13 protein-coding genes are annotated in these 15,938 nt (G+C 68.1%); 5 read left to right on the forward strand and 8 right to left on the reverse strand.

The genetic code is table 11. The annotated features are described in order from the left end of the window. Positions 1–29 precede the first annotated feature (29 nt). The 5 genes from GM672_RS08800 to GM672_RS08820 all read left to right on the forward strand — a co-directional run bounded on the left by GM672_RS08800 (position 30) and on the right by GM672_RS08820 (position 6,334). Positions 30–845 (forward strand): substrate-binding periplasmic protein, encoded by an 816-nt coding sequence (locus GM672_RS08800; protein ID WP_229427710.1) that lies wholly within the window; start codon positions 30–32, stop codon positions 843–845. Further along, the gene (locus GM672_RS08805) at positions 845–4,273 is read left to right on the forward strand and encodes a hybrid sensor histidine kinase/response regulator (RefSeq protein ID WP_155470154.1); all 3,429 of its coding nucleotides are present in this window, start codon (positions 845–847) and stop codon (positions 4,271–4,273) included. The genes GM672_RS08800 and GM672_RS08805 overlap by 1 nt, the downstream gene beginning before the upstream one ends. Positions 4,274–4,278: 5 nt before the next feature. Then, the gene (locus tag GM672_RS08810; RefSeq protein ID WP_229427713.1) at positions 4,279–4,632 is read left to right on the forward strand and encodes a response regulator; all 354 of its coding nucleotides are present in this window, start codon (positions 4,279–4,281) and stop codon (positions 4,630–4,632) included. Positions 4,633–4,783: 151 nt separating this feature from the next. Further along, the gene (locus tag GM672_RS08815; RefSeq protein ID WP_155470155.1) at positions 4,784–5,482 is read left to right on the forward strand and encodes a hypothetical protein; all 699 of its coding nucleotides are present in this window, start codon (positions 4,784–4,786) and stop codon (positions 5,480–5,482) included. 84 nt (positions 5,483–5,566) lie between these two features. Beyond that, positions 5,567–6,334 carry a GNAT family N-acetyltransferase gene (locus GM672_RS08820; protein WP_155470156.1) on the forward strand — a complete coding sequence of 256 codons (768 nt, stop codon included), beginning with the start codon at positions 5,567–5,569 and terminating at the stop codon, positions 6,332–6,334. A 65-nt stretch (positions 6,335–6,399) separates the two neighbouring features. Here GM672_RS08820 and GM672_RS08825 read toward each other — a convergent pair whose 3' ends face one another. The 8 genes from GM672_RS08825 to GM672_RS08860 all read right to left on the reverse strand — a co-directional run bounded on the left by GM672_RS08825 (position 6,400) and on the right by GM672_RS08860 (position 15,616). Then, complete coding sequence (locus GM672_RS08825) at positions 6,400–9,660, reverse strand: efflux RND transporter permease subunit (protein WP_155470157.1); 3,261 nt, start codon at positions 9,658–9,660, stop codon at positions 6,400–6,402. A 12-nt stretch (positions 9,661–9,672) separates the two neighbouring features. After that, positions 9,673–10,854 carry an efflux RND transporter periplasmic adaptor subunit gene (locus tag GM672_RS08830; RefSeq protein ID WP_155470158.1) on the reverse strand — a complete coding sequence of 394 codons (1,182 nt, stop codon included), beginning with the start codon at positions 10,852–10,854 and terminating at the stop codon, positions 9,673–9,675. A 263-nt stretch (positions 10,855–11,117) separates the two neighbouring features. After that, on the reverse strand, positions 11,118–11,405 hold the full coding sequence (locus tag GM672_RS08835; protein ID WP_155470159.1) for a hypothetical protein: 288 nt from the start codon (positions 11,403–11,405) through the stop codon (positions 11,118–11,120). 145 nt (positions 11,406–11,550) lie between these two features. Further along, positions 11,551–12,231 (reverse strand): ABC transporter ATP-binding protein, encoded by a 681-nt coding sequence (locus GM672_RS08840; protein ID WP_155470160.1) that lies wholly within the window; start codon positions 12,229–12,231, stop codon positions 11,551–11,553. Between the two features lie 21 nt (positions 12,232–12,252). After that, a complete protein-coding gene (phnE, locus tag GM672_RS08845) occupies positions 12,253–13,050 on the reverse strand; it encodes a phosphonate ABC transporter, permease protein PhnE (protein WP_155470161.1) in 798 nt (265 codons plus the stop codon). Beyond that, on the reverse strand, positions 13,047–13,892 hold the full coding sequence (locus GM672_RS08850; RefSeq protein WP_155470162.1) for a PhnE/PtxC family ABC transporter permease: 846 nt from the start codon (positions 13,890–13,892) through the stop codon (positions 13,047–13,049). Before GM672_RS08850 ends, phnE begins: the two co-directional genes overlap by 4 nt. Positions 13,893–13,903: 11 nt before the next feature. After that, positions 13,904–14,746, reverse strand: a complete 843-nt coding sequence (locus GM672_RS08855; RefSeq protein WP_155470163.1) for a phosphonate ABC transporter ATP-binding protein — start codon at positions 14,744–14,746, stop codon at positions 13,904–13,906. 18 nt (positions 14,747–14,764) lie between these two features. Further along, positions 14,765–15,616, reverse strand: coding sequence for a putative selenate ABC transporter substrate-binding protein (locus GM672_RS08860; RefSeq protein ID WP_155470164.1), 852 nt, complete (start codon positions 15,614–15,616; stop codon positions 14,765–14,767). Positions 15,617–15,938 lie beyond the last annotated feature (322 nt).

The following is a 15,938-nucleotide window of genomic DNA, read 5'->3' on the forward strand; positions in this document are numbered from 1 at the left end:
GCAGTATGGGCTTGGAATCGACGAGGGCAGTGGCGGCGCGTACGGCTGCACGGGGCGGCGTGGGCCTGCGGCGGCGCTGCCTTACCTCGCTTGCGCTGGCACTCGCGTTGCCGGCCTCGATGTCCGCGCTGGCCGCCGGTCCCACAATCACGCTTTGCTACGAACGGGCCGACGTCAAGCCGTGGCGCACGCAGACCGGCGAAGGCCTGAACTTCGAACTGCTGCGGCTTGTCGCCGAGCGCGCCGGCGTGGAGTTCCACTTCCAGAGCATGCCGTGGAAGCGCTGCCTGGCGCAGCTGAAAGCCAATGCCGTCGATGGCGCCTTTGCCGTCAGCTATAAACCCGACCGCCGCGAGATCGGCGAATACCCGGGCGGCGCCACGCCGGACGCGGGCAAGCGCATGCACATCGACCGCTACATCCTGCTGCGCCGCAAGGGCGGCACCCTGGACTGGGACGGCCGGGCCCTGCGCAACGTGGACGGTGCCATCGGCGCCCAGCTGGGCTATTCCATCACGGACCAGCTGCGCAGCCTGAACGTCACCGTCGACGAAGGCAGCCAGCGCTCCGACGAGCTGGTGAAGAAACTGCTGGCCGGGCGCCTGGCCGGCGCCGCCGTGGGCGGCAGCGATGCCCGTACCCTGCTGGAAGGGCCGTACGGCGACCGCATCGAAGCGCTGCCGCTGCCGCTGGTGGAAAAACCCTACTTCCTGATGCTGTCGCACCAGCTGGTGGCGCGCCAGCCGGCGCTGGCCCAGCGCGTGTGGGCCGCCGTCGAGCAGGCCCGCAACAGCCCGGCCTACCAGAAACTGGAGCGTGCCGGCAGCAAGGGCGCGCCCCGCTGATGCAGACGTTCCTGACCTGGCTGGCCGGTTCGCCCCTGGGCCGCCTGCGCGACACGTGGCGGCGCGACATCCTGTTGCGCCTGGCCGTCTCGATCTTCCTGGCCGTGGCGCTGTCGACGGCCGCCTACACGACCTACGCGCTGCACACCTTGAAGGCCCAGGCCGAACTGCGCCTGCAGGAGCGCTCCGACCGCCTGGCCACGGTGCTGGCCCAGGCGCTGGCGCGGCCCCTGTTCGACATCAACAACGCCGCCATCACCAGCGTCGTCGACGCCATCCGCGGCACGCCGGAAGTGCTGATGCTGCGCGTGTCCGCCCCGGCCGGCGGCGCCGAGCTGGCCGGCTTCTCGGCCAGCCGCATCGATCCGGGCAAGGCCATTGCCGTGCACCGCGACATCACCTTCGTCGACGGCTCGCGCAGCTACCGGGTCGGTGCCATCGATATCGCCTATTCGCGCCAGGAAGTCGAGCGCGACCTGCGCCGCCAGCTGACCCAGGCCCTGGTGGTCAACCTGCTGTTGGCGCTGACCATCGTCGCGTCGATCTTCCTGGTGGGGCGCAAGGCGGCGCGCCCGTTCGCCGACATCCAGAAGTCGCTGGAGAAGCTGACCCAGGGCAGGACGGACATCCAGCTGTCCGGCATCGGCCGGGCCGACCAGGTGGGCCGCCTGTCCGGCGCCGTGCGCAGCTTTCGCGACACGTTGACGCGCCTGCGCGACGCCGAAAGCGAGTTGCGCGAACTGAACGGCGACCTGGAAACGAAGATCGACGCCCGCACGCACGACCTGAAAATGACGATGCAGATGGCGCGCGACAGCGAGCGCAAGGTGCAGGCCATTATCGACACGGCACTCGACGCCGTCGTCACGATGGACCGGCACGGCCGCGTCGCCGGCTGGAACCGCCAGGCCGAGCGCATCTTCGGCTGGAGCCGCGACGAGGCCGTCGGCCAGCAGCTCGACAGCCTGATCATCCCGCCCCGCTACCGCGAGGATCACCGGCGCGGGTTCCGCAATTACCTGGCCGGCGAGGGCCGCGGCGAAGTGCTGGACCGCCGCATCGAGGTGGAGGCGCTGCGCAGCGACGGCAGCGAGTTTCCCATCGAGCTGTCGATCACCCGCATCCTGCTCGACGGCGCCGACAACTACGAGTTCTGCGGCTTCATCCGCGACATCAGCGACCGGCGCGAACGCGAGCAGAAGCTGGTGGCGGCCAACGTGAAGGCGGAGGCGGCCAACCTGGCCAAGTCCGAGTTCCTGGCCAATATGAGCCACGAGATCCGCACGCCCATCAGCGCCATCATCGGCATGGCCTACCTGGCGCTGCGCACCGAGCTGTCGCCCAAGCAGCACGACTACATCAGCAAGATCCACCGCGCCGGCCTGGGCCTTCTGGGCATCCTGAACGACATCCTCGATTTTTCCAAGATCGAGGCGGGCCGGCTGGAAGTGGAGGCCGTGCCGTTCTTCCTGGACGACGTGCTGGCCCACGTGGCCAGCGTGACGAGCCAGAAGGCGGCAGACAAGGGCCTGGAGTACCTGTTCGACGTGCCGCCTTCCGTGCCGCGTCACCTGTGCGGCGACCCGCTGCGCCTGGGCCAGGTGCTGATCAACCTGGTCAACAATGCCGTCAAGTTCACGGCCACGGGCGAACTGGAACTGTCCTGCCGCCAGCTCGACAGCGACAGTACCGACCGCGTCGTGCTGGTGTTCTCCGTGCGCGACACGGGCATCGGCATGGCGCCCGAGCAGAAGGCCAAGCTGTTCCGCGCCTTCAGCCAGGCCATGGGCTCGACCACGCGCCAGTTCGGTGGCACGGGCCTGGGCCTGTCGATCTCGCAGCAGCTGGTGCGGCTGATGGGCGGCTCGATCGCCGTCGACAGCGAGGAAGGGCGCGGCTCCGTGTTCAGTTTCGAGCTCAGCTTCGCGCGCTGCGGCGAGCCGCAATCGGCGCCCGTGCTGCCGCCGGCCCTGGATGGGGCGCGGGTGCTGCTGGTGGACGACAATCCGCTGGCGCTGGAAGTGCTGTGCGAAGCCATGCGCGGCCTGCCGCTGCATGCCGACACGGCCGGCGACGGCGCGACCGCGCTGGACCTGGTGCTGGCGGCCGACGCCGCCGGCAACCCGTATGCGCTGGTGCTGACGGACTGGCAGATGCCCGGCATCGACGGTATCGAGCTGGCACGCCGCATCGCGGCCCAGCCGCTGCGGCGCCAGCCCGGCATGGTGCTCGTCACGGCCTTCGGACGCGACGACACCCAGCGCGAGGCGGAGGCGGCCGGCTTTGCCGGCTTCCTGTTCAAGCCCATCGCCCAGTCGGCGCTGATGCAGATGCTGGTGACCTTGTTTACGCCGGCGCAGCAGCGCGGCACGGCGCTGCCCCCGGCGCCGCCGGCCATCATCGCCCGCGTGCTGCTGGTTGAGGACAATCCCGTCAACCAGCAGGTGGCGGCGGAACTGATGCAGGTGCAGGGCATCCATGTCGATTTCGCCGGCAACGGCCGCGAGGCGCTGGACATGCTGGCCCAGGCCGGTCCGGAGCGCTACGACCTGGTGCTGGTGGACCTGGAAATGCCGATGCTGGACGGCCACGAGACGACCCTGGCCCTGCGCCGCGACAAGCGCTTCGACCGCACGCCCGTCATCGCGATGACGGCCCATGCGCTGGCCGACGTGCGCGAGCGCTGCCTGGCCGAAGGCATGCAGGATTACCTGACCAAGCCGATCGACCCGGACCGGCTGTATGCCACCTTGTCGCGCTGGCTGGGCCGGCCCATGCTGCCGGCGCCACCGGCCCAGCCACCCCAGCGGGGACGCGGCCTGCCCGAGCTGGCCGGCATCGACACGGGGCGGGGCCTGCGCCACGTGGCCGGCAACCAGGTACTGTACCTGCAACTGCTGGAACGCTTCTGCCACTCGCAGCGCGACGCGGCCGAGACGGTGATGGCGGCGCTGGCGGCCGGCCGCCGCGACGAGGCGCGCCAGCGCGTGCATACCTTGCGCGGCGTGGCCGGCAATGTCGGCGCCAATGCCGTCGAGGCGGCCGCGCGCGAGGTCGAGGCGGCGCTGGCCGAAGGCGAGGCGCCGGCACCGGTGCTGCTGAACGAACTGAAGGTGGCGCTCGACGTGGCCGTGACGGCCGTCGATGCCCGCTTCGCCGCGGGTGCCTGGGACGAGGCGTCGGCCGGGCCGGCGGAAGGGGCGCGCACGGCGGCCGTGCGTCCGGCCGAGGCGGTGGCCCACCTGGCCGCGTTGCTGTCTTCAAGCAGTGCCGACAGCGTCGACTACTTCGACAGTACCCGCCCGGCGCTGGCCGCCGTGCTGGCCCCGGCCATCCTGGACCAGCTGGCGGCGCAGATCGCCCGCTACGATTTCGAGGCCGCGCGACGGTCGCTGTCGACCGGCATGCCGGCAGGAGAGCCGTCTTGAAGACCGTGCTGGTTGTGGACGATACGCCCGACAGCATCATGGTGCTGTGTGCGCTGCTGAAGGGCCGTTATGACACGCGCGTGGCCATCAGCGGCGAGGCGGCGCTGCGCCTGCTGGGCGCTGCCCCGGTCGACCTGGTACTGCTCGACGCCGTGATGCCGGGAATGGACGGCTATGAAGTATGCCGGCGCATCCGCGCCAACCCGGCGACGGTCGCCGTGCCCGTCGTCTTCCTGACGGCGCAGTCGGCACCCGAGGATGCCGCGCGGGCCGTGGCGGCGGGCGCTTCCGGTCACCTGGCCAAGCCGGTGGAGCCCGCCCTGTTGCTTGCAATGGTGGAGCGGCTCCTGGCCCGGTAAGGCCGGCGGCAGGCCCTCCCGGGTCGGACCCCGGTGCTTGGGTCCGGGTTCCCGGCATGGCACGCGCCGGCGCAAAAAACGCAAGGACTGGTGCCTTGCGGCCAGAAATAGTATATATTGTTTATATTATTCAATTCCCCGCGGAGCTAGCATGAACGCACTCAAGTCTGTCAAACCGGCCGCCGCGCCGGCAACCGAAACCACCGTCAACGATCCTGCCGCGACTGGCGATGTGAATGTCGCCGCCGCGCCGGCCAAGGCCCGCAAGGCCGCGCCAAGGAAGGCCACGCCAGGTCAGGCAGCGGCGGCACCTGCCGCCGCTGTCGACGCCAAGCCCGCCGCCAAGCCGGCGGCCAAGCGTGCCGCCAGGGCGCCCGTGAAGGCCGTGGCGGAAGCGGCCACGTCGGCGGCGCCGGCACCCGCCAAGGCAGCACGCAAGAGCAGCGTGAAAGCCGCCGTCAAGGCCGCACCGGCCAAGGCCGCGAAGGCGGAAAAGGTCGAGAAGGCCGAGAAGCCGGTCAAGGCAGCGAAACCGGCCAAGCCGACCGCCAAGCCAGTCACGAAGGCAACGGCCAAGCCGGCCACCAAGGCCGTCGCCAAGGCTGCGGACGTCGCCAAGGACAAGCCGGCCAAGGAACGCCTGGTGCGCGACAGTTTCACGATGCCGGAAGCGGAATACGCGGTGCTGGGCCAGGTCAAGAAGGCCTGCCTGAAGGCCGGCTTTGAAATCCGCAAGAGCGAGCTGCTGCGCATCGGCGTGGCCCTGATCAGCCAGATCGACATGGCGACCCTGCAAAGCGTGCTTGCTTCGCTGCCGACCCTGAAGACGGGCCGTCCGAAAAAGGACTGATGTCACCGAGGCGACATCGCGCTGTCATCCTGTTGAAGTAAAGGGCCGTTACGCTGGCTTCGTCTCCACAATAGAGGACGAAGCATGCAATTGACTACCGCAACAGGCTATGCCAGGGCGCTGTCGCCCCGCCTCGTCGTCGGCATGGCGACCACCAGCCACGACGTACGCGCCGTGCAGCGCCTGCGCTACCGGGTGTTCGTCGAGAACCTGGGCCTGACGGCACTGAAGCGCGCCGATGGCCTGGACAGCGACGAATTCGACGAACACTGCGACCACCTGGTCGTGCGCGACGTCGACTCGCTGAAGATCGTCGGCACCTACCGGCTGCTGTCGCCGGCCGGCGCGCGCCGCCTGGGCCGGGTCTACTCCGAAAACGAATTCGACCTGGGCCGGCTGAACGGCCTGCGCGGGCGCATGGTCGAAGCGGGCCGTGCCTGCGTCCACCCCGACTACCGGGGCGGCAGCGTGCTGATGATGCTGTGGGCAGGCCTGCTCGACTACGTGCGGCGCCAGCACTGCGACTACTTCGTCGGCTGCGCCAGCATCAGCCTGGCCGACGGCGGCCACAACGCCGTCGCCGTCTACGACACGCTGCGCCGGACCCACCTGGCCCCAGCCGAATACCGCGTCACGCCCCACCTGCCGTTCCCCCACGAAAAGCTGGAAGCAGCCCGCACCGCCCAGGTGCCGCCGCTGCTGAAGGGCTACCTGCGCTCCGGCGCGTGGATCTGCGGCGAACCGGCCTGGGACCCGGACTTCGACAGCGCCGACCTGTTTGTCCTGCTGCCCCTGGCCAATATGGACGCCCGCTACGCCCGCCACTACGGCGTCGAGGAGCTGGCCGCCTGACGCCGAATCGAAACCGGCGGCCAGCGCTGCGGCGCGGCAGCCGGTTCTGGCGTAACGGCGCCGGCTCAGCGCCAGCTGTCGCGCGGGGCGGGCGTGGCGAGGGCGGTGGCGGGGGCGGGGGCTTCCAGCGGTGCCGCGCCCGGGTCGCCCGAGCCTCCCAGGCCCGTGTCGGCGTGGTGACGCTTGTGGGGCGTGCCGGACAGGCGCAGCGCGAGGGTGCGCAGCAGCACGTAGAACAGGGGCGTGAGAAACAGGCCGAAGAACGTCACGCCCAGCATGCCGGCAAAGACGGCCACGCCCATCGCGTGGCGCATCTCGGCACCGGCGCCGCTGGAAAACACCAGCGGCAGCACGCCCATGATGAAGGCGATCGACGTCATCAGGATGGGCCGCAGCCGTAGCCGGCATGCTTCCAGCGCCGCCTGCAGGACGGTGCGGCCATGGTCTTCCAGCTCGCGGGCGAATTCCACGATCAGGATGGCGTTCTTCGAAGCCAGGCCCACCAGCACGAACAGGGCGATCTGCGTGAAGACGTTGTTGTCGCCGCCCGTCAGCTTGACGCCCACCAGCGCGCACAGGATCGACATCGGCACGATCAGGATGACGGCCAGCGGCAGGGTCCAGCTTTCGTACTGGGCGGCCAGCACGAGGAAGACCAGCAGCACGCACAGGGGGAAGACGTAGACCATCGTGTTCCCGGCCAGGATCTCCTGGTAGGTCAGGTCGGTCCACTCGTAGGTGATCCCCTTCGGCAGCGTCTCGCGCGCCAGTTGCGACATGGCTTCCTGGGCCTGGCCGGACGACACGCCGGGCGCGGCGCCACCGCTGATGTCGGCCGCCGTGTAGGCGTTGTAGCGGTTCACCATGTCCGGGCCATAGGTGTCCTTCATCCGCATCAGCGAGGACAGGGGAATCATCTCGCCCTTGTCGTTGCGTACCTTCAGCTGGGCGATCTGCTCGGGCTGCGAGCGGAACGGCGCGTCGGCCTGCACCACCACCTGGTAGGTACGGCCGAACTGGTTGAAGTCGTTCACGTACAGGGAGCCCAGGTTGATCTGCAAGGCCTGGTAGACGGTCGCCAGCGGCACGCCCAGCTGCATGGCGCGGGTGCGGTCGATGTCGGCGAACAGCTGCGGCACGTTGATCTGGTAGCTGGAGAACACGCCCGCCAGCTGCGGGTTCTGCCACGCCTTCATCTGCAGCGCCTGGGTGGCCTGGTACAGCGCGTCGTAGCCCAGGTTGCCCCGGTCCTCGACCATCATCTTGAAGCCGCCGATGGTGCCCAGGCCGTTCACCGGCGGCGGCGGGAACACCATGATGAAGGCATCCTCGATGGCGCCCAGCCGCTTGTTTACTTCGGCCGCGATGGCCGGGCCGGACAGCTCGGCGGAGTGCCGGTCGCCGAACGGTTTCAGGCCGATGAAGACGATGCCGGCGTTCGGCGCGTTGGTAAAGCCGTTGATCGACAGGCCGGGGAAGGCGATCGAATCCATCACGCCCGGCACGTCCCTGATGATGTCCGACATGCGCCGCACGACGGCATCCGTGCGTTCCAGGGAGGCCGCGTCCGGCAGCTGGGCAAAGCCCACCAGGTATTGCTTGTCCTGGGCCGGCACGAAGCCGGACGGCACGGCGCGGAACGCGAACACGGCCGCCACCGTCAGCGCCAGGTAGACGCCGATGCCCAGGCTCTTGCGGGCCATCACGCCCTTGACGCCGCGCCCGTAGGCATCGGAGGAACGGTGGAAGAAGCGGTTGAACCAGCCGAAGAAGGGGCCGAACAGCTTGTCCATGCCGCGCGTCAGCGCATCCTTCGGTGCGTCGTGGCTGCGCAGCAGGGCCGCCGCCAGGGCCGGCGCCAGGGTCAGCGAGCACAGGGCCGAGATGACGGTGGAGATGGCGATCGTCAGCGCGAACTGGCGGTAGAACTGGCCCGTCAGGCCGGACACGAAGGCGATCGGCACGAAGACGGCGCACAGCACCAGCGCGATGGCGACGATGGGCCCGGACACTTCGCGCATGGCCTGGATGGTGGCGTCGTGCGGCGTCAGCCCGGCGGCGATATTGCGCTCGACGTTTTCCACCACGACGATGGCATCGTCAACGACGATGCCGATGGCCAGCACGAGTCCGAACAGCGACAAGGTGTTGATCGAAAAGCCGAACATCAGCATCACGGCAAAGGTGCCGATGATCGACACGGGCACGGCCAGCAGCGGAATGATGGAGGCGCGCCACGTCTGCAGGAACACGATGACGACGACAACGACCAGGGCCACTGCCTCGAGCAGGGTGTGGATGACGGCGCGGATCGACTCGCGCACGAACTGGGTGGGGTCGTAGACGATGGAGAACTCGACGTCCTCGGGGAAGTCCTTCGACAGCTCGGCCAGGGTGGCGCGCACGTCCGTCGACAGTTGCAGCGCATTGGCGCCGGGTGCCTCGAAGATGCCGATGGCAGCGGCCGACTTGTTGTTCAGCAGCGAGCGCAGTGCATACGAGTTCGAGCCCAGCTCGACCCGGGCCACGTCGCGCAGCAGGGTCACGGCGCCATCGGCGTTGGTACGGACGATGACGCCGCCGAAGTCGTCCACCGTCTTCAGGCGCCCGGTGGTGTTGACGGTCAGCTGGAACTGCGAGCCTTTCGTGGGCGAGGCACCGACGACGCCGGCCGCCACCTGCACGTTCTGGGCGCGGATGGCGTCGACCACGTCGCCCGCCGTCATCGAGCGGGCCGCCAGCTTCTGCGGATCGATCCAGATGCGCATGGCGTAGTCGCCGGCGCCGAACAGGATCACTTCGCCCATGCCGGGAATGCGCGAGAGCTGGTCCTTCACGTTGAGCACGGCGTAGTTGCGCAGGTAGACGTCGTCGTAGCGGCCCTTGGGCGAGGACAGGTGGGCCACCATCGTCAGGTTGGGCGAGCTTTTCGCCGTCGTCACGCCGATCTGGCGCACTTCCTCTGGCAGCCGGGGCAGGGCGCGCTGTACCCGGTTCTGCACCTGCGTCTCGGCCTGCTCGGCGTTGGTGCCGATCTTGAACGTCACCGTCAGCGCCAGGCTGCCGTCCGACGTCGCCTTCGAATCCATGTACAGCATGTTTTCCACGCCGTTGATCTGCTCCTCCAGCGGCGCGGCCACGGTTTCGGCGATGACCTTCGGATTGGCGCCCGGGTACTGGGTCCGCACCACCACCGAGGGCGGCACCACTTCCGGGTATTCCGAGATGGGCAGGCGGCTGATGGCAATCAAACCGGCAACGAAGATCATGATCGACAGCACCGCAGCGAAGATGGGCTTGTCGACGAAAAAGCGCGGGAAGTTCATGCTCCCTCCAGGTCAGCCTTTTTGGGCCGGTGCGCCGGCGTCAGGTTCGGCATCCATCGCCACGGTGCGGGGCGCCAGCGGCGCGCCGGGCCGCACCCGCTGCAGGCCGTCCACGACGATGCGTTCGCCCGGCCTCAAGCCCGCGCGCACGACGCGCAGGCCGTCCACGGACGGGCCCAGGGTGACGGGACGGTATTCGGCCTTGTTGTCCTTGCCCAGCACGTAGACATACTTGCGGTCCTGGTCCGTACCGACGGCTCGGTCGTGGATCAGCAGGGTCGGCACGGCCGTCTGCTGCCGGCCGCCGCCGGCCAGCTGGACGCGGGCGAACAGGCCGGGCACCAGCTGGCCGTCCGGGTTGGCGAAGGTAGCGCGCATGCGCACGCTGCCCGTGGCCGGATCGAGACGGTTGTCGACGAATTCCAGCTTGCCTTCGTGCGGGAAGCCCGTCTCGTTGGCCAGGCCGATGCGCACCCGGATGTCCTTGTCCTTGTTCTGGCCTTGCCGGAGCTGCTGGCGCACGCGCAGGTAGCTGTCCTCGTCGCCGTCGAAACTGGCATAGATGGGTTCAATCGAGACGACGGAAGTCAGCACGGCGCTGCCGTCGACCAGGTTACCCAGCGTGATTTCGGCTTTGCTGACCCGCCCGGCGATGGGCGCCGTGATATTCGTATAGCCCAGGTTCAGCCGGGCTGCATCGACCGTGGCGGCCGAGGCGCGTGCCGCCGCGTCCAGGTCCTTGACGGCGGCCGAGCGTTCGTCGAACTCGCGCTGGGCGATGGCGCGGTCCGCCAGCAGCCGGGCGGCCCGGTCCAGCTCGACCTTGGCCAGTCCCGCCCGGGCCCGGGCCGAATTGGCGTCCGCCTCCGCCTTGGCCAGCTCGGCCTGGTAGGGGCGGGGATCGATGGTGAACAGCTTGTCGCCCTTCTTCACCAGCGCGCCCGGCGTGAAGTGCACGGCCGTGATGTAGCCGGACACGCGGGGCCGGATCTCGACTCGTTCCACCGCTTCAAGGCGGCCGGAGAATTCCTGCGTCTCGACGACCTCGCGCTGCACGACCGTGGCGGCCGAAACGGGCGAGGCGGGCGGCGGCGCGGCGGTGCTCTGGCTATGGGCGCCGTCGCAGCCGGACAGCAGAAGGGCCAGCACGGCGCTCAGCAAGGCCGCAGCCGGTGGCGTCGACGACTTTGTCATGGTATCCCCTGGTGCACGGGCAGGCAGGGCCCGCGTCTCGGCCAGTGTAGTCAGCCGGGAATAGCTTTACCTCTCCCAATGGTGGGAGGGCGGACCGAACGCAAAGTGTCAAAATATCAGCGGTCGGAAAGACCCGGCGACGGGGCGAGGTGGCCTGGGTACGGCTCAGGGGGAAGGGACGGCGTTGCGGGGATATTGCGCGGACAGGCAAGGTAAAACGGGCGCCGGAGCTGCGATGCCGGCGCCAGGCATTGCACTGTACTTCAGTGCACGGACGCAGTGGACAATTCCTTCAACTCGCGGATACTCATTTCCGACTTCTCATGCATGCGCAATAGAATCGTTGCGCCTACTGCAAGCTTACGGTGACGAATCTTGCTGATAATGGGGGGCTGTACTTCCAGCACCCGACACAGCTCGGCATCGTTCTTCAGATTCATCCGCTCGATCAAGGTATCGAGCAGCTTGTTGGGAACGAAACTTGACGGTTCCATGGCTCGGGCCCGGTTCATGGCCTCGATTAACTCCAGCTTTTTTTGCCTCACGCTCATTTGCTCCTCCCTGAGTTATAACAACGCGTGCATCCAAGGCGCCTGCTGGCTTGTTCTATGGGGCTTTATTAATAACCATGCAAGTTGGATAAACTATACTACGGCTGTAAAAAAAGGCGCGCTTTGCTGGCGAAAAATCTTCAGTTTATTGAGCGAACCGCTTGACGTGTGGCGCTTCCTGCAGTCCAGCCCTGGTAAGAATGACAGTCCGGTCCGCCATCGCGGCCGCCGCCTGCGAATGCGTCACCATAATGGTGCAGGCGCCGCTGGCGGAAATCTCCGCCCGCAATAGCTGCAACACGGCCTGCGCCGTTTCAGGGTCGAGGTTGCCGGTGGGCTCGTCCGCCAGCACGAGGGCGGGACGGTGCACCAGCGCGCGGGCAATCGCCACCCGCTGCATTTCGCCGCCCGACAGCTGGTGCGGATAATCGTGGTCGCGCCCGCCCAGGCCGACGGCGGCCAGCATCTGGCTGGCCCGTTCCTGGGGCAAGCCGTTCAGCAGCAAGGGCAGCGCCACGTTTTGCAGCAGGGTCAGGTGCGGCAATACGTGGAAGGCCTGGAAAATGAAGCCCATGCGTTCGCGGCGCAGGCGGGTGGCGGCGTCGTCGTCGAGCGAGGCCATGGCGATGCCATCCACCAGGATGGGCGCGGCGGGGCCGGGGTCGGGGTGATCCAGCCCGGCGATCAGGTTCAGCAGGGTCGACTTGCCCACGCCCGAGTCGCCCATGATGGCGACGAATTCGCCGGCCCGGAAGGTGTAGGACAGCTCGCGCAGCACCGGGTGGCCGCTGGCATAGGATTTATTCAGTTGGCGCAGTTCCAGCATGGTGCCTTTCAGGCGGGTGGATTAACGGGTAAGCAGCCGGCGCAGCCCGAAACTGGCCGCGTCGACCAGGGCGACCAGCAGCAGCATGGCCAGGATCACGGTGGCCGCCTTCGGCATCTGGAACAGCGACAGGTGGTACTTCAGCATCTGGCCCAACCCACCGGCACCGACCACGCCGAGGATGGCGGCTGCGCGGATATTGTTCTCCCACCGGTACAGCGCGTAGGACAGCATCTGCGGCAAGGTCTGCGGCAAGGTGGCGTAGAAGAAGGCCGCCATCGGCGCCACGCCATTGGTGCGCAGGCTCTGTTCCGGCAGCGGCGTGGCGTTCTCCAGCGCGTCGGCGAACAGGCGCCCCAGCACGCCGGCCGTGTGCGCGCCCAGGGCCAGGGTGCCGGGGAAGGGCCCAAGTCCGGCGGCAATCAGGAGCACCGAGGCCCACACCAGTTCCGGAATCGAGCGCAGCACGTTCAGCAGCACGCGCACGAGGGCGCGGGGCACCCGGCCGAAGCGGCCCGCGGCGGGAATGGCCAGCAGCAGGCCGAAGACCACGGCCAGCAAGGTGCCCAGGGCCGACATCGACAGCGTCTCGCCCAGCGCGATGGCGGTTTTTTTCAGGAAGCCGCCGGCCAGTTCCGGCGGCGCGAAGCCGCCCAGGAACTCGGCCACGCTGGTTGCCGCCTCGCTGGAAAACAGCGCGGCGAAGTGCAGCGGCAGGCTGGCGAAGCTGGCGGCCACCAGCGCAAGAAGAGCCAGGGCAAAGGCCAGGCCGGACCAGCGGCGCGGCGGCGGTGCCGGCATTTGGGGCGCGGCGCTCATCCCAGCCTCCGGCGCAGCTGTTTCGAGACGACGTCGGCGCAGGCCACCAGCAGCACGAACACCAGCAGCATGGACGACACTTCGCCGCCGGCCAGCATCTTCATCGATTCATCCATGCGCTGGCCCAGGCCGCCGGCACCGACGAAGCCCATCACGACGGAGCCGCGGATGGCGCACTCCCAGCGGTAGACGGTGTACGACACCAGCTCGGAGGCGGACTCCGGCAGCGCGCCGTACAGCAGCGCGGCCAGGCGCGAACCGCCGTTGGCCAGCAGGGTATCGCTGGCGTGGCGCTCGGACGACTCCAGGATTTCCGCATACACCTTGCCCAGCATGCCGCAGTAGGTCAGGGCGATGGCCAGCACGCCGGCCGTCGGCCCCAGGCCGATGATGCGCACGAACAGCAGCGCCCAGACCAGCTCGGGCACGCTGCGCAGCAGCACCAGCAGCCAGCGCACCAGCTGGCGCACGGCCGCCGGCAGGGGCGCCATCCGGCCCGTGCCCAGCCGCGAGACCGACAGGCGCTCGGTGACGATCAAGGTAGCCGGTATCGCGCCCACCAGCGCCAGGGTCAGGCCGGCAGTGGCAATGGCCACCGTCTGCCACGTCTCGCGCAGCAGCATGGCGAGGAACTCGGGCGAGTGCGCAGGTGGTAAAAAAGCGGCCAGGAAGTTGCCCGTGGCGGCCAGGCTGTCGCCCTCGAACAGGATGGCGGGCTTGAATTCGCTGGCGACGACCATCGGCCACAGGATCAACAGGGCCAGCACGGTCCACGTGACGCGGCCGCGCCAGGCGGGGTCGGGGTGGCGCTCGGAATAGGGTACGGCGGGAATGCTCTGCATCGGTATGGCGCCTACAGGCAGGCGCCGACGGCAAGCTTGGCGGGCAGGTCGTCCTCGCGCGGGGCGTTGGCCGGTGGCTGCTCGTTCAGGTACAGGGCGTCGATCATGGCCTGCGTGACCTGGGCGCGGGGCAGGTCGAACACGAGGCGGCCATCCTTCAACGCGACGATGCGGTTGAAGTGGGCAAGCGCCAGATCGACCTGGTGCAGGCTGCAGACCAGGGCGGCGTTGCGCGCTGACGCTTCCTGCTGCAGGGTCGTCAAGGTCAGCTGCGACAGTGCCGGGTCGAGCGCGGACAGGGGCTCGTCCACCAGCAGGGCCTGGGCGTTCGACAGCAGCAGGCGCGCCAGGCCGCAGCGCTGGCGCTCGCCGCCGGACAGGCGGTCGACGCGGGCGTAAAGCTTCTCGCCCAGGTTGAAGCGGGCCAGCGCGCGGTAGGCCGCTTCCGGGTCACGCGGTTTGACCAGCGAGACCAGGGCCTGCCACAGGTTCCACTGGGGCAGGCGCGCCGCCAGCACGGCCGTGACGACGCGCTGGCGCGGCGGCAGCGGTGGCGTTTGCGGTGCCAGGAACAGGCGTGCGCGCAGCCGATGCCGTTCGCGTTCGGCCAGTGCCCACGGATCGGTGCCGAAGGCTTCGAAAGTGCCCGCCTCCGGCCGGTGCGCACAAGCCAGGGTTGCCAGCAAGGTGGTCTTGCCGGCGCCGGAAGGCCCGATCAGCGCCAGCTGCTCGCCGGGGGCCACGTGCAAGGTGATCCCCCGCAGCGCCAGCGCGCGCGTGCCGCCCGCATGGTGGGCATCGACGCCGTCGAGGCGGTAGACAAGCGCAGCGGCGGCGCGTGGCGTGGAACTCATTGCGGTAACGGGTCCTTCTTACTTCTTCAGCAGGCCGGCGTTCTTGGCGGCCGCCTCGATGGCGTTATAGTTTTCGACGCGGGTCGGAATGAACCTGGTGGCGCGCTGCAGTTCCAGGATCTGCTTGCCTTCGGGCGTGTTCGGGTCCAGCGACAGGAAGGCGTCCGTGATCTTCTTCTTCAGGTCGGCCGGCATGTCGGCACGCACCGTCCAGTTGTAGTCGTAGTAGGGCGGCGTCGTGTAGAACACCCGCACCTTGGCTGCGTCGACCTTCTTCTCGCCGACCAGCTTTTCCCACACGGAGATATTCAGGGCGCCCGCGTCGACCTTGCCACCGGCGACAGCCGCCACGGTGGCATCATGCGCCCCGGAGAAGGCGATGCGTTTCAGGTCGCTGTCCGGATCGACCTTCGCCGCCAGCAGGAACGAGCGTGGCATCAGGTGGCCCGAGGTGGAGGACTCGGAGCCGAACGACAGCGTCTTGCCCTTCAGGTCTTCCAGCTTCTGGATGGCGGGCGACGTGGTGATGAACACGGAGCGGAATTTTTCGTCTTCCACGCGCTGCACCAGCGGCACCACCTGGCCCTTGCTGCGGTCCTTGGCCTGGATGAAGGTGAAGCCGCCGAACCACACCATGTCCAGCTTGTGGTTGATCAGGCCTTCGACGGAAGCGGCGTAGTCGGTCACAGGGGTGAATTCCACCTTCATGCCCGTCTTCTTTTCCAGGTATTCGCCCAATGGCTTGAACTTGCGCTGCAGTTCGGTCGGCGCTTCGTCGGGAATGGCCGACACGCGCAGCACCTGCTGGGCAAAAGCGGTGCTGGAAGCGAGCAGGATGCCGGCGGCGGCAAGAAGGGAAGTGAATTTCATGGATGTCCTGGAAGGTGGTGGTTCGTGATCGATTCGGGATCGGTTCGTGTCCGGTTCATGTCCGGTTCGGCGGGCGCACTGCTGCCTGAGCTGGGCGCCGCGCCGTCGATATTCGGCTATGATAACAAAGATGCTATCCAAAGATGCTATCGATCATGCTGACGGCAAGACAGCCAGCCTCGTGCTGGCGTTTGCTGGTCGGCTACAGGTTTTTCCCCGAGGCTGCTCTGATGCCGGTCCAGCGCCGCGCCGGGGCATCGCTTCACCAGCACCACGCGCAGCTTCCGCAGCTTCCTTGCAGTTCTTCTTGCAGTTCTTCGCA

Source organism: Pseudoduganella buxea (genome assembly GCF_009720835.1).
GTDB lineage: Bacteria > Pseudomonadota > Gammaproteobacteria > Burkholderiales > Burkholderiaceae_D > Rugamonas > Rugamonas buxea.

What these genes read in the sequence shown, in the direction of transcription:
- GM672_RS08820 (WP_155470156.1), top strand. Translation starts at nt 5,567, where the DNA reads ATGCAATTGACTACCGCAACAGGCTATGCCAGGGCGCTGTCGCCCCGC.
- GM672_RS08835 (WP_155470159.1), bottom strand. Translation starts at nt 11,405, where the DNA reads ATGAGCGTGAGGCAAAAAAAGCTGGAGTTAATCGAGGCCATGAACCGG.
- GM672_RS08850 (WP_155470162.1), bottom strand. Translation starts at nt 13,892, where the DNA reads ATGCAGAGCATTCCCGCCGTACCCTATTCCGAGCGCCACCCCGACCCC.
- GM672_RS08815 (WP_155470155.1), top strand. Translation starts at nt 4,784, where the DNA reads ATGAACGCACTCAAGTCTGTCAAACCGGCCGCCGCGCCGGCAACCGAA.
- GM672_RS08860 (WP_155470164.1), bottom strand. Translation starts at nt 15,616, where the DNA reads ATGAAATTCACTTCCCTTCTTGCCGCCGCCGGCATCCTGCTCGCTTCC.
- GM672_RS08825 (WP_155470157.1), bottom strand. Translation starts at nt 9,660, where the DNA reads ATGAACTTCCCGCGCTTTTTCGTCGACAAGCCCATCTTCGCTGCGGTG.
- GM672_RS08855 (WP_155470163.1), bottom strand. Translation starts at nt 14,746, where the DNA reads ATGAGTTCCACGCCACGCGCCGCCGCTGCGCTTGTCTACCGCCTCGAC.
- GM672_RS08805 (WP_155470154.1), top strand. Translation starts at nt 845, where the DNA reads ATGCAGACGTTCCTGACCTGGCTGGCCGGTTCGCCCCTGGGCCGCCTG.
- GM672_RS08830 (WP_155470158.1), bottom strand. Translation starts at nt 10,854, where the DNA reads ATGACAAAGTCGTCGACGCCACCGGCTGCGGCCTTGCTGAGCGCCGTG.
- GM672_RS08840 (WP_155470160.1), bottom strand. Translation starts at nt 12,231, where the DNA reads ATGCTGGAACTGCGCCAACTGAATAAATCCTATGCCAGCGGCCACCCG.
- phnE (WP_155470161.1), bottom strand. Translation starts at nt 13,050, where the DNA reads ATGAGCGCCGCGCCCCAAATGCCGGCACCGCCGCCGCGCCGCTGGTCC.